Raw genomic sequence first — 12503 nt, forward strand, 5'->3', positions numbered from 1 at the left:
GACAGATCGATTGCTGGTGGCGGAGTGCGCGATGGCGGCTGCGGCTGGGGTGGCGTGTGCGCGTGAAATGAAGCGGCCCAAAGTGCGGCAGCTCCTGCGGCTTTCCCTGCTCGGCGGCCTGCTGGCGACGCTGGCGGCCTGTGCCGGCACCGCGCCGACGGTGGACGGGCAGCGGACCACGGCCCAGCGCCCGACCTGGGATCAGGTGTCGCCCGACTTCCGCCATCTCGCCGGCTGGATCGACGACGACCATGCCCAGGCGGTTCCGGCGGTGCAGCGCACCTGCGGCTGGGTGAAGAACCAGCCGCCGGGCAAGGCGCTGGGGCAGTTGCGCGCCGCCGGCACCACCGACGACTGGCGCGCCATCTGCGCCGCCGCCCGCGACCTGCCCGCCGGAGACAGCGAGGCGGCCCGCCGCTTCTTCGAGACCTTCTTCACCCCGCGCGATGTCAGCAACGGCGAGAACGGCCTGTTCACCGGTTACTACGAGATCGAGCTGCACGGCAACTGGACGCGGACCGAACGCTACAACGTCCCGCTCTACCGCATGCCGGCGCGCGGCAAGCGCGGACTGCCGACCCGCGCCCGGATCGAGTCCGGCGCGCTGAAAGGCAAGGGGTTGGAGCTGATGTGGGTGGACGACCCGGTCGACGCCTTCTTCCTGGAAATCCAGGGCTCCGGCCGGGCGGTCATGGCCGACGGCTCGGTGGTCGGCATCCATTACGCCGGCCAGAACGGTCACAGCTATTACCCGATCGGCCGCCATATCATCGACATCGGTGACGCCACGCCGGAACAGATGTCCTTGCAGACGATCCGCCGCTGGCTGAAGGACCATCCGGCCGAGGCCCAGCGGGTGATGAACCTCAATCCCTCCTACGTCTTCTTCAAGGTCAAGCCCGAGGTTGGCGCCCGCGGCGCCCGCAACATGGAGCTGACCCCCGGCCGCAGCCTCGCCGTCGATGTCAAGCATATCCCGCTGGGCGTCCCGCTCTGGCTGGAGGTGCGCGACGCCCCGGTGCCGGGCGGCGCCATCAACCGGCTGGTGGTGGCACAGGACACCGGCGGCGCCATCAAGGGTCCCGTGCGCGGCGACCTGTTCTGGGGCCACGGCCAGCAGGCGGAGGAAGGGGCCGGCGTGATGAAGGCGCGCGGCCACTACACCATGCTGGCCCCGCGCAGCCTGTCGGTCCAGACCGCACAGCGGAAGTGATGACGGCGGGTGGAGACATCCGGCTGGAGCGCCTGACCGCACTGCCGGACCGCGCGGCGGCGCTGTCTGCCCTGGAGGACATCTTCTTCGCCTCCACCACCCGGACGGAGTTCGCGTCGGATGCCGACCGCGCCGCCTTCCTCTCCACCTGGACCGGCTGGTTCGTGGCGGAGGCGCCGCGGGACATCTGGATGGCGGTGGCAGGCGACGGGCTGGTGGTCGGCTATCTCACCGGCTGCAAGGACAGCGCCGGCTCGGTTGAGTTGGCGCGGCGCATCCCGAAATACGAGGTCTTCGCCGACCATTTCACCGCATATCCCGCCCATTTCCATGTGAATGTCCGGCCGGGCTGGCGGGAGCATGGGCTGGGCCGCCGGCTGGTCGACCGCTTCGCCGAGGATTGCCGGGCCGACGGTCTGCCCGGCGTGCATCTGGTCACCGCCGTCTTCGCCCGCAATGTCGAGTTCTACCAGCGCGCCGGCTTCACCGACGCCTGCCAGCGCGGTCCGCTGCTGTTCCTCGGCCGCCGCCTGAACCCCTGACTTTGGGGACGCTGCTGTGCTAGGCAGGGGCATCCCCTTGCCGGAAAGCCCGTTGCCATGACCCGCCCGCCCCTGCTGATCGAAAGCCCGCAGAACCCGCAGTTCAAGCTGTGGGAATCGGCGCTGGAAAGCCGTGGGCTGAAGAAGAACGGCAAGTTCCTGCTGGCCGGCCTGAAGACCGTGCCGGAGGCGCTGCGCCAGCATCCCGACCGGTTCGAGCGGCTGCTGTTCACCGACCCGGCGCAGATATCCGCCTGGCGCCTGCCGCCGGGGGTGGAGCCGGTGCAGTTGGCCCCTGCCCTGTTCCGGACGCTCGACGTGTCGGGTACCGGTTTCCCGCTGCTGGTCGGCGCGGTGCCGAAGATGCCAGCCATCGACCTGTCGCAGCCGCCGCAGGGGCTGGAACTGCTCTGTGCGCTGGGCGATCCCAGCAATTTGGGTGCTTTGCTGCGTAGCGCGGCGGCGTTTGGGGTGTCGCGGATCGTGCTGCTGGAGGGGGCTGCGCATCCCTTTCATCCAAAATGCCTGCGGGCAGCATCGAATGCGCAGTTCGCGCTGACTCTGCTGCGTGGGCCGCGATGGTCGGCGGTGAACGACGCGGCCGGGCCGCTCTATGCGCTGGACGGTGGGGGCGAGGATCTGACGCGCTTCGACTGGCCGGCCGACATGCGGCTGATCCTGGGCGAGGAAGGCCAGGGCGTGCCGGCCGACTGCCCAGCGACGCGGCTGTCGGTGCCGACGACCGGCGCGGTGGAGTCGCTGAACGCCACGGTGGCGGTCAGCGTGGCGCTGTTCGCGCGGTACGCGGCGGTGAGGGGCGGTTAAGGGATGGGCTTCGATTTGCCCCCACCTAACCTCCCCCGCTGGGCGGGGGAGGTTAGGTGGGGGTCTAATTCAGCAAGTAACCTACCTACCCCATCACCGACGCCAGCACCTGCACCACCTGATCCGACCCGTAAGGCTTCTTCAGCACCGGCACGTCCGCGAACCGCTCCGGCACCGCGGCGCTCTCGCCATAGCCGGTCGCGAACACGAAGGGGATCCCCAGTTCCCGCAGCCGTTCGGCGACCGCGAGCGAGGTCTCGTTGCCCAGGTTGATGTCCAGCACGCCGACCACCGGCGGGTCCTCGTCGATCAGGCGCAGGGCGTGGCGGACGCCGGCGGCGGTGTTGACGCGGCTGGCGCTGAAGCTCAGCAACACGTCCTCCGTCGCCATGGCGATGATCATATTGTCTTCCAGCAGCAGCACCGGACCATCGATTGAGAAATCGGCCGCAGGCACCGGCAGGCTGCGCCGCCCGCCCCCCGGCAGGCTGGCGGCGACGGTGACATACTGGGCCGGGATCATGAAACGCGCCCGCAAGCCCGACAGGGCATAGGTCACCTCGGCCTCGCCCTGCAGATCGTGGGGGACGGAGCGCTCGATCACCGTGGTGCCGAAGCCGACGCGCGAGGGCGCCCGCACCGGCGGACCGCCATTCTCCTGCCAGTCGATCTGCAGCCGTCCGCCCTCGTCGATCGACCAGACGGCCTCCACCCAGCCGCCGCTGTCGCTGAGCGCACCGTATTTGGCCGAATTGGTGGTCAGTTCATGCACCACCAGCGCGAAGACGGAGAAGGCCTGCGGCGCCAGCAGCACCTCCGGCCCGGTCAGCCGCACCCGCTCGCTTTTGGCCGACAGATAGGCGCCGATCTCCGCCGCGACCAGGGCGCGCAGGGATGCCGGCCCCCAATTGTCGGCGGTGATCTGATCATGGGCGCGGGCCAGCGCCTCGATGCGGCCGGCGACGATGGCGGCGAACTGCTGCACCGTCTCCGCCCCGGTTTCGCTCTGCCGCACCAGGGCACGGACGAGGCTGAGGATGTTGCGGACGCGATGGTTCAGTTCGGCGATCAGCAGCTCCTGCCGCTCGGTCGCCTCCTTGCGGGTGCGGCCGGCGATGTCGGCCAGCCGCAACACCACCTCCAGCAGCGTCACCCGCAGGGATTCGGCGTTGCGCTCATCCAGCTCGGCCCAGGGCTTGGACCGGCCGCGCACGGTTTCCTTCCAGGCCTCGAAGCTCTTGCGCGGGGTCAGGCGCGGACCGTTGGGGCCATATTGCGCCGGCTTGGTCGGGTCGCCGCCCCAAGTGACGGTGCGGATCAGCTCCTTGCGGAAGAAGACCAGATAGTCGCGCGGCATGCGCGAGACTGGGATGGCCAGCAATCCGCAGGCCCGTTCGGTGAAGTCGCGGGCCGGCGGGTGGACGGCCCCCAATTCGTCGGTCAGATAGACCTTGCTGGGCGGCGTCCGATGGAGGAAGCGCATGATGCCCTGCGTCTCCTCCCGCGTTGGCGTCTCGCCCTCCATATGCAATTGGCCGTCGATGCAGCAGGCGAAGCCGTCGCACTCGATCAGCGTCCGCAGCTCCGCCGCGAAGGTGAGCAGGTTTTCCAGCGGCGATTCGCTGTCGGCCAGCATCGACATGATGCGGACATGGGCGCGGCGGGCCTGGGCCTCGTGCTGGCTTTCCTGTTCGCGCTCGCGTCCCTCCAGCAGAAGCGAGGCCATTTGGCCGAACAGTTCGGCGGTGGTGCGCCGTTCGAAGGAAAGCGAGCGGGCATGGCGATGGTGGCAGGCGAACAGACCCCACAGCTTGCCATGCCGCAGAATCGACACCGACAGCGAGGCGTTGACACCCATGTTGCGCAGATATTCGACATGGATCAGCGAGACGCTGCGCAGCAGGCTGAGCGACAGGTCCAGCGGCTGCCCCGTGGGATCGAGCGTCGGCACCACCGGCACCGGCGGCGCATTCACGTCGGCGATGCAGCGCAGCCAATTGCGTTCGTACAGGCGCCGGGCCTGCTGCGGGATGTCGGAGGCCGGATAGCGCTGGCCAAGGAAGCTGCCGATGCCGTGCACCGCCGATTCGGCGATCACCTCCCCCGCCCCGTCGGGGCCGAAGCGATAGACCATCACCCGATCGAAGCCGGTCAGCGCCCGCATCTGGCGCGCCGCCTCGCGGCAGAAGGCATCGAAGCCGCGGGTGTTCTGGACCCGCGCGATCATCGAGCGCAGGAGCGACCCGGAGTCCTGCGGCCCCTCCCCCTCGCTCGGCTCCGCTTCGATCACGATGGCGGAGCCGGACAGGTGAACGGCGACGTCGCAGATTGGAGCGAGTTCGGACAGATGGACGCCGAAGGCGCGCTCGACGCTGCCGTTGATGTGGGCGACCTGCAACCGGCCGCGGATGGTGTGCAGCGCCTCACCGGTGATCACGCGGGACAGCGGAAGCCCCAGCAGGTCTTCGGGTTCCACCCCCAGCCAGCGGCCGATATTGGCCGAGACATGCAGGACGATCCAATCGGCCGTAACGGCGATCAGGAATCCGGTGGGCTGGATAAGACCAAGCTGGTGAATGGGCTCCCGGTCACAATCGGTGAGGTCTACAGACCCCGAAGGAACCGGTCCGCTCATCGAACAAAGACTTCGGACAAACGCGACCTCAAGCGGAAGCTGGACCGGCGGCGTTTGTCACGCACTGCCAAGGGATTTCGTCAACAATTTAGGCAGGTGGATGGAAGGCCGCAACGCTCCAAAATGGCTATACCTATGCTCTCATTAAGGCTTGTTAACTTAACATAGGATAAGCACCTGAGCGTTCTGCGCGTGATTTGAACCGCCAAGCTTTGGCATTGCGCGAGATCGTCAGAACTTGGTGCCGGCTTTCTACAACCAGAAATACGTGGCCCGAGAACCGGACGCGCGACCCCCAAAATTCCGCAGTGGGACCTTTCATCCCTGACGGGCTGCTCGAAAGCCGACGGCGGCGCAGGATGCCGGCCTTTCCAACCGCCACAGGATTCCCGCAATGACGACGCTGGCCGCAGGTCAGGACGACCGCATCCGCATCCGTGAGGTCACGCTGCTGTCCGACGACTGGTATGTGCTGAAGAAGACCATTTTCGATTACCGCCGCCGCGACGGCAGTTGGCAGACCCTCAGCCGGGAGACCTATGACCGTGGCAACGGGGCCGCCCTGCTGCTGTACGATCCGACCCGCGGCACCGTCCTGCTAACCCGGCAGTTCCGCTTTCCCGCCTACGTCAACGGCCACGCCGAGCCTCTGCTTGAGGTGTGCGCCGGCCTGCTCGACGACCGCAGTCCGGAAGAGGCGATCCGGGCCGAGGCAGCGGAGGAGCTGGGCGTGACCGTCCAGGCGCCGCGCCGGGTGTTCGATGCCTTCATGAGCCCCGGTTCGGTGACGGAGCGTTTGGCCTTCTTCGTCGCCGAATACCGCGCCGCCGATCGCAGTGAGGGCGGCGGGGTTGCCGAAGAAGGCGAGGACATCGAGGTGGTCGAGTTGACGTTCGCCGATGCCCTTGCCATGGTCGGCAGCGGGGCGATCCTGGATGGCAAGACCATCATGCTGCTGCAGCACGCCGCCCTTCATGGCCTGCTGCCACGGTGACGACATCCGCCCGCCCCGCCGGCCCAGGCAATTCGGATGGGGCGATTCGGATGGGGACTGGATGATCGACGATGCGGATCTCGACTGGGAGGATATCCGCGCCTTCCTGGCCACGGCGCACAGCGGCAGCCTGACCGCAGCGGCACAGCGCCTGCGGCTGAGCCCGCCGACCCTGGGCCGCCGGCTGAAGCGGTTGGAAGAGACGGTGGGCGGTCCGTTGTTCGACCGGCTGCCCAACCGGCTGGAACTGACGGCGCTCGGCCGCTCCGTGCTGGACAGTGCTGCGGCCATGGGCGATGCCGCCGCGGCCTTCGCCCGCAATGCCGACCGGCTGGCCGCAACGGCCCGGCCGGTGCGGGTGACGGCAACCACGTCCGTCTCCGCCTTCCTCACCCTGCATCTGTCCGATCTGCTGGCGGATACCGGCGCCGACCTGACCATCCTCAGCACCCGCAACCCCTTGAACCTCGCCCAGCGCGAGGCCGACATCGCGCTGCGCATGGACCGGGTGCCGGCCGAGGGCGATCTGGTCACCCGCCGGCTGGGACACTTCGGCTTCACCCTCTATGCAAAGCGGGAACTTCGCGACGATTGGTCCGGCCGCTGGGATGGCGTTCCGGTGGTCGGCCTGCCGGAAACCCGGCGGCGGCCGTCACAATCGGGTTGGGTGGACGATACGATCCGGGATCGCGGCGCCCGAATCGTGGCGCGGCTCAGCGAATTGCCGATGCGGCTCGACGCCGCCCGGCGCGGAATGGGGATGACGCTGCTGCCCTGCGTACTGGGCGATGCCGAACCAGCGCTGGTCCGCGTCGTCGATCCGCCGGCCGCGCTCGGCGAGGATGTTCATCTGCTGGTCCACCGCGACCGGCGCGAGGCGCCGGCCGTGGCAGCGGTGGTGGATGCTCTGGTCCGTCTGTTCCGCCGCCATGCCAAGGCGCTGGCGGGGAAGTGATGCTCCTTTTCAGAGCATCCGCTCTGGGCGTCAGCCGCGGCCGGCGATCAGGCTGTCGGCGGCCGCGCGGGCCTCTGCCGTGACGGTGGCGCCGGACAGCATGCGGGCGATCTCCTCGCGCCGCTCGTCGCCGTCCAGTTCGGCGACGCCGGTGGTGACCTGCTCGCCCTTCTGCGACTTCTGCACCTTCAGGTGAACGGCGCCGCGCGCCGCGACCTGCGGGCTGTGGGTGACGACCAGCACCTGCAGGCCATGGCCCAGCGTTTCCAGACGCTCGCCCACCGCCGCGGCGACGGCGCCGCCGATGCCGGTATCGACCTCGTCGAACACCAGCGTGCCGACGGTGGAGGTCTGGGCCAGCACCACCTTCAGCGCCAGCATGAAGCGCGCCAATTCGCCGCCCGACGCGATCTTGTTCAAGGCACCCGGCGGGGACCCGGGGTTGGTGGCGACCTGGAAGGCGACGCGGTCGATGCCGGCCGCATTCCATTCCGACTCGTCGAGCGGCTCGACCAGCGTGCGGAACTTGGCCTTTTCCATCTTCAGCGGCGCCAGTTCGCCGGCGACCGCAACATCCAGACGGCCGGCGGCCTCGCGACGGGCGGCGCCCAGCGCCTCGGCGGCCTTGTGGAAGGCGGCGCGGGCCTGTTCGGCCTCCTTCGCCAGCTTGGCAAGCAGGTCGCCCTGATCCTCGATCAGCAGCAGGCGTCCGGCCATCTCCTCGCGCAGAGCGGCCAGCGCATCGACATCGACGCCATGCTTGCGGGCGGCGGCGCGCAGCGCAAACAGCCGCTCCTCCAGCTTCTCCAGCGCCCGCGGGTCCATGTCGACACTGCTGGAGGCGGCCTGCAGCGCGGCGATGGCCTCCCCCGCCTCGGTGGCAGCGCGGTCGAGGGCGGCGATCACCGGGTCCAGCGTGCCGCCGGCCTTGTCGGCGATGCGGGACAGGGTGCGGATGGCCGAGGACAGCGCGCGTTCGACACCGCGGTCGCCCGACAGTTCCGCATAGGCGGCGTTCATGCCGTCGACCAGCTTCTCGCGATGCATCAGCACCGCGCGGGTCTCCGACAGTTCCTCCTCCTCGCCGGCCTTGGGGGCGAGCGCATCCAGCTCGGCCACGGCGTGGCGGAGATATTCCTCTTCGGAGCGGGCGCGGGCGATGTCGGCGGCGGCGGAATGGCGCGCATCCTCGACCTGACGCCAAGCCCGATGCGCGGCGGCGACCTGCGCCGCTTGCGCCGACAGCCCGGCATAGGCGTCGAGCACGCCGCGGTGGGTCTGCGGGTTCAGCAGGCCGTGGGTGTCGAACTGCCCATGCACCTCGACCAGCTCGGCGCCCAGCGTCTTCAGCAGGCCAACGCCGACCGGCTGGTCGTTCACCCAGGCGCGGCTGCGCCCATCGGTGTTGACGGTGCGGCGGATCACCAGTGTTTGGTAACCGGCCGCGCCGTCGCCCGAATCGGCGTCCAGCCCCTGTTCCTTCAGGATGGCGAAGGCCGGGTGGTCGCCGGACAGCTCGAACTCCGCGGTGACGGAGGCCTGATCGGCGCCATGGCGCACCAGCCCGGAATCCGCACGCGCGCCAAGGGCCAGCCCCAGCGCGTCGAGCAGGATGGACTTGCCGGCACCGGTCTCGCCGGTGAGGGCGCACAGGCCCTTGCGGAAGGACAGGCTCAGCCGCTCGATCAGGACGACGTCCCGGATCGTCAGCGACACGAGCATGGAGCGTCCTAGAACAGGGAGTTCCAGGCTCGATTGAGCCACGACTTCTCGTTTCGCTCGGGACGCAGATTGGCGTCCACCAGCAGTGCGTAGCTGTCCGTGTACCATTCGCTGCCGGGGAAGTTGTGGCCGAGCACGGCCGCGGCGGCCTTCGCCTCGTCGGTCACGCCCAGCGCCAGATAGCACTCCACCAGGCGGTGCAGCGCCTCAGGCACATGGGACGTGGTCTGGTAATTTTCAACGACGGCGCGGAACCGGTTGATCGCGGCGGTATACTGATGCTGACGCAGGTAGAAGCGCCCGACCTCCATCTCCTTGCCGGCGAGGTGGTCGTTGGTCAGGTCGATCTTCAGCTTCGCGTCGCGGGCGTATTTGCTTTCGGGGAAGCGGCGGACCACTTCCTGCAGGGCGTCGAGCGCCTGACGCGTCATCTTCTGATCGCGGCGCACGTCGGTGATCTGCTCGTAATAGCACAGCGCCCGCATATAATAGGCGTAGTCGACATCCGGGCTGCCCGGATGAAGCTGGATGAAGCGGTCGAGCGCCAGGATGGCGTCGTCGTACTTCAGGTCCTGATAGTGGGCATAGGCGGCAAGAAGCTGCGCCTTGCTGGCCGAATCCGAATAGGGATGCTGGCGCTCCACCTCGTCGTAGAGCTTCGCGGCCTTCTTGAAGGCGTCCTCGCGCATCGCCGCGTCGGCTTCCGACAGAAGCTGGTCGGCCGGGCGTTCGACATACGCGTCCTCCTTGGTGGAGGAACAGGCGGACAGGGCGGCGGACAGGAGGATGGCCGTCAGCGGCAGGCGGTACGGGCGAGGAAGCATCGTCGTCTTGGGCGCTTTCGAAGTTGCCCCTGTATAGCACGCCGGGGTGAGGGCGCCGCAAGCGGTAACGCGGGGGCGGGCGATATGCCCCTCCCCGCCCCTGGCGGAAAATCTGCGGATAAGCGCCTTAGCCGAACAGCGCGTCGATGTCGGCCTGGCTGATGTTGCCGCTTTCGGGCGTGGCTTCGGCCGGACCGTGCAGGTCCAGATCCTCGTCCTTCTTGGTGACGGACGGCGGCAGCGGCATCGCCTCGAACTCGCGCTTGTTCCACAGGCCCATCATCGCGTCGACGCGCTCTTCGATGAAGGACATGGCTCGGACGACCTTGGTGATGCGCTGGCCGGTCAGATCCTGGAAGTTACAGGCTTCGTAGATGCGGACGATGACGTCGACCATGTCGTTGACGCGGTCGTTGTGATAGCCCTCCGGCAGGGACGACTTCAGTTCCGACACCACCTCTTCCAGTTCTTCGGCGCAGGCCATGATGGTGTTGGTCGCGGCCTCCGTCGCGGCGACGACGGCGCTCAGTTCCTGGCTGGCCTGCTGGAACTTGTCGTCGCCGGCCAGCGGGTGGCGGATGGCCGCCATTTCCACCTTGGTCGCCTTGATGCGGCCGGAGATGTCGGCGATCTCCACCTGAATCTGGTCGATCTGCGCCGCGTCCATCGTCAGGAAGCGGTCCAGCTTGGCGCCGAGATCGCCGATGGCGCGCAGCACTTCGGTGTTGTCGGCCTGGACAACCGGGGCCGGCACAGGAAGGGTCGGAGCCGCCGCACCGTCCTCGATCAGGGACTGGAAGGGATGCCCGGATTTGCGGGCTTTCTGAAGCTCGGCCATGAAGGGCTTGGTCATCTGCTTCATTCTCGGTCCCGCCTCTCGGAAACGGCCGCCAGTGGCCTGTATGTGGTGGATGTCTGGTCGCGTGCGTCGGTTCTGCGTTTGGATCGGCTGACCGCACGCCATCCAGCCATCGGCGGGCGGAGGCGGTCAATCGGGAGAGAGCCTGAATGCCCGGGTCGGAATGCCCTTATCTGAATGCCTGCGCCGGAGTCGGACCGCCCCCTATCCGAACAGGGCGTCGATGGCCGCCTGATCCAGCGGTGCCGGCGGCTCTGCCGCGGCGGGCGGCGGAGGCGGGGCGGCGGGCTTGGGAGCGGCCTTGGCCTTCGGTGCGGCGCCCGGCGGCTTCGGCACCGGCTTCTTTGCCGGAGCGGGTGCGGGCGTGTCGAACATGCTGTCGATGTCCGACTGGCTCGCCACCGCCGGAGCCGCGGCGGGTGCGGGCGAATCGAACAGGCTGTCGATATCCGCCTGGCTCGACTGGACCGGAGCCGCAGCCGGCGCCGGCGCAGGGGCGGGGGCCGGACTATCGAACATGCTGTCGATGTCGGCTTGGCTCGACTGGACCGGCGCGGGCGGTGGAGGAGGCGGGGCCGCGACCGGGGCCGGCGCCGGGGCCGGGCTGTCGAACATGCTGTCCACGTCGGCCTGGCTGACGCCATGGCCGTCCAGCTGCGGACCGTTCAGCAGATGGGCGTCGGGACGGCTGTCCGTCTGCTCTTCCTTGACGATGATGCCGGCCAGCCCATCCTCGCCCCAGATGCTGATCATGGCCATGACGCGCTGCTCGATGTAGCGGAGCGCGTTGACGACCTTGCTGGTGCGCTGGCCGGTCAGATCCTGGAAGGAGCAGGCGGTGAAGATGTCGTTCACCTGCGTGTCGATCTCGCCGCACATCGCGGGATCGGCACCGCTGGACCGCAGTTTGCCCGCCAGATCCATCAGCCGTTCCGCGGCGTTCAGGATCTCGAAGGACGCGCGTTCGGTCGAGATGACGATGGCGTCCAGCTCGTTGGTGGCGGACAGGATCTTGTCGCCCGACCCGTCCGGGGGCCGTAGCGCCGCCACTTCCCGCCTCGCCTGCTCGATCGAGGCGGCCATTTCCATCAGCTCGCGGCGCAGGACGCCGACATGCTTGCCGGCCTCCACCGCCTCGTTCTGGCGATTCCAGGAGTCGCGGAACTCCTGGAGCATGGCGCGCACTTCCTCCGTCGCGGCCCCAAGGGACCGCCGGTGGAGCCGCCGCAGGAACGCCCTGCCCTTCGCCGATCGGGCGATGGCGTCCTCGATCTGCTCGAACTCCTCATCGGACAGCTGCGGAAGCTGCTCCAAACCGGTCCACTCCCCAAACTGGATTCGCCAGCCGCCCTATGGACCGGGCACCGAACGGCAGATGCCGCCGTCCGCCCGGACCGAACAGTCAGTCGCGATCACGAAAACCGAGGATCAGCCGCCGATGACGGCCTGGATCTTCTGCTTCAGCGTGTCGGCGTTGAAGGGCTTGACGATATAGTTGTTCACGCCGGCCTGCTTGGCGGCGATCACGTTCTCGGTCTTGCTCTCGGCGGTGACCATGATGAAGGGCGTCGCCGCCAGCTTCGCGTCCGCGCGGATTTCCTTCAGCAGCTGCAGACCGGTCATCGGCTCCATGTTCCAGTCGGAGATGATGAGGCCGAACTTGCTCTCACGCAGCTTCGCCAGCGCCGACACGCCGTCGCCGGCCTCGTCGATGTCGGTGTAGCCGATCTGGGTCAACAGGTTCCGCACGATGCGCCGCATGGTGGCGTAATCATCGACGACGAGGATCTTCATCTAGACGTCTCCGCAATAATCCGTTGCCGGTGTCTGACCGGCCGTTACGCCCACCCGGCGCGGGGGCTGCGCCGTAATCCGGGAAGTGATGCCGACTGTAGTGCCCTAACTGCCGCCAAAAGTCATCCCCTTGGGTCACA

Annotated in this window: 11 protein-coding genes; 5 read left to right on the top strand and 6 right to left on the bottom strand. The window is 68.2% G+C overall.

What is annotated here, in order from left to right:
- Positions 1 to 67: 67 nt before the first annotated feature.
- From TSH20_RS05995 to TSH20_RS06005, 3 genes are read left to right on the top strand one after another with little or no spacing between them, the layout of a single operon-like run.
- A complete protein-coding gene (locus TSH20_RS05995) occupies positions 68 to 1213 on the top strand; it encodes a murein transglycosylase A (protein WP_247871519.1) in 1146 nt (381 codons plus the stop codon).
- Positions 1213 to 1755: a GNAT family N-acetyltransferase gene (locus tag TSH20_RS06000; RefSeq protein WP_109073868.1), complete on the top strand. Its 543-nt coding sequence runs from the start codon at positions 1213 to 1215 to the stop codon at positions 1753 to 1755. The genes TSH20_RS05995 and TSH20_RS06000 overlap by 1 nt, the downstream gene beginning before the upstream one ends.
- 57 nt (positions 1756 to 1812) lie before the next feature.
- Positions 1813 to 2580, top strand: a complete 768-nt coding sequence (locus tag TSH20_RS06005; protein WP_109073869.1) for an RNA methyltransferase — start codon at positions 1813 to 1815, stop codon at positions 2578 to 2580.
- Positions 2581 to 2665: 85 nt separating this feature from the next.
- On the opposite strand, the gene TSH20_RS06010 is transcribed toward TSH20_RS06005, so the two are convergent.
- Positions 2666 to 5215: an HWE histidine kinase domain-containing protein gene (locus TSH20_RS06010; protein ID WP_109073870.1), complete on the bottom strand. Its 2550-nt coding sequence runs from the start codon at positions 5213 to 5215 to the stop codon at positions 2666 to 2668.
- A 394-nt stretch (positions 5216 to 5609) separates the two neighbouring features.
- Between TSH20_RS06010 and TSH20_RS06015 the strand changes: the two genes are divergently transcribed.
- Together TSH20_RS06015 and TSH20_RS06020 are read left to right on the top strand one after the other, a co-directional pair.
- Entirely contained in the window at positions 5610 to 6209 is a 600-nt protein-coding gene (locus TSH20_RS06015; RefSeq protein ID WP_109073871.1) for an NUDIX domain-containing protein, read from the top strand.
- Between the two features lie 61 nt (positions 6210 to 6270).
- The gene (locus TSH20_RS06020) at positions 6271 to 7164 is read left to right on the top strand and encodes a LysR family transcriptional regulator (protein ID WP_158281958.1); all 894 of its coding nucleotides are present in this window, start codon (positions 6271 to 6273) and stop codon (positions 7162 to 7164) included.
- A gap of 30 nt (positions 7165 to 7194) precedes the next feature.
- On the opposite strand, the gene recN is transcribed toward TSH20_RS06020, so the two are convergent.
- From recN to TSH20_RS06045, 5 genes are all read right to left on the bottom strand, one after another.
- Positions 7195 to 8886 carry a DNA repair protein RecN gene (gene recN / locus TSH20_RS06025; RefSeq protein WP_109073873.1) on the bottom strand — a complete coding sequence of 564 codons (1692 nt, stop codon included), beginning with the start codon at positions 8884 to 8886 and terminating at the stop codon, positions 7195 to 7197.
- Positions 8887 to 8894: 8 nt separating this feature from the next.
- Positions 8895 to 9710 carry an outer membrane protein assembly factor BamD gene (locus TSH20_RS06030; RefSeq protein WP_109073874.1) on the bottom strand — a complete coding sequence of 272 codons (816 nt, stop codon included), beginning with the start codon at positions 9708 to 9710 and terminating at the stop codon, positions 8895 to 8897.
- A gap of 127 nt (positions 9711 to 9837) precedes the next feature.
- The gene (locus tag TSH20_RS06035; RefSeq protein ID WP_109073875.1) at positions 9838 to 10572 is read right to left on the bottom strand and encodes a protein phosphatase CheZ; all 735 of its coding nucleotides are present in this window, start codon (positions 10570 to 10572) and stop codon (positions 9838 to 9840) included.
- Between the two features lie 201 nt (positions 10573 to 10773).
- Complete coding sequence (locus TSH20_RS36105) at positions 10774 to 11883, bottom strand: protein phosphatase CheZ (protein WP_109073876.1); 1110 nt, start codon at positions 11881 to 11883, stop codon at positions 10774 to 10776.
- Between the two features lie 114 nt (positions 11884 to 11997).
- Positions 11998 to 12363: a chemotaxis response regulator CheY gene (locus TSH20_RS06045; protein WP_012974572.1), complete on the bottom strand. Its 366-nt coding sequence runs from the start codon at positions 12361 to 12363 to the stop codon at positions 11998 to 12000.
- Between the last annotated feature and the right edge of the window lie 140 nt (positions 12364 to 12503).

The sequence above is a fragment of the Azospirillum sp. TSH20 genome (assembly GCF_003115935.1).
Classification (GTDB): domain Bacteria; phylum Pseudomonadota; class Alphaproteobacteria; order Azospirillales; family Azospirillaceae; genus Azospirillum.

Coding starts and splice junctions, on each gene's coding strand:
- TSH20_RS05995 (WP_247871519.1), top strand. CDS start 68: ATGAAGCGGCCCAAAGTGCGGCAGCTCCTGCGGCTTTCCCTGCTCGGC.
- TSH20_RS06000 (WP_109073868.1), top strand. CDS start 1,213: ATGACGGCGGGTGGAGACATCCGGCTGGAGCGCCTGACCGCACTGCCG.
- TSH20_RS06005 (WP_109073869.1), top strand. CDS start 1,813: ATGACCCGCCCGCCCCTGCTGATCGAAAGCCCGCAGAACCCGCAGTTC.
- TSH20_RS06010 (WP_109073870.1), bottom strand. CDS start 5,215: ATGAGCGGACCGGTTCCTTCGGGGTCTGTAGACCTCACCGATTGTGAC.
- TSH20_RS06015 (WP_109073871.1), top strand. CDS start 5,610: ATGACGACGCTGGCCGCAGGTCAGGACGACCGCATCCGCATCCGTGAG.
- TSH20_RS06020 (WP_158281958.1), top strand. CDS start 6,271: ATGATCGACGATGCGGATCTCGACTGGGAGGATATCCGCGCCTTCCTG.
- recN (WP_109073873.1), bottom strand. CDS start 8,886: ATGCTCGTGTCGCTGACGATCCGGGACGTCGTCCTGATCGAGCGGCTG.
- TSH20_RS06030 (WP_109073874.1), bottom strand. CDS start 9,710: ATGCTTCCTCGCCCGTACCGCCTGCCGCTGACGGCCATCCTCCTGTCC.
- TSH20_RS06035 (WP_109073875.1), bottom strand. CDS start 10,572: ATGAAGCAGATGACCAAGCCCTTCATGGCCGAGCTTCAGAAAGCCCGC.
- TSH20_RS06045 (WP_012974572.1), bottom strand. CDS start 12,363: ATGAAGATCCTCGTCGTCGATGATTACGCCACCATGCGGCGCATCGTG.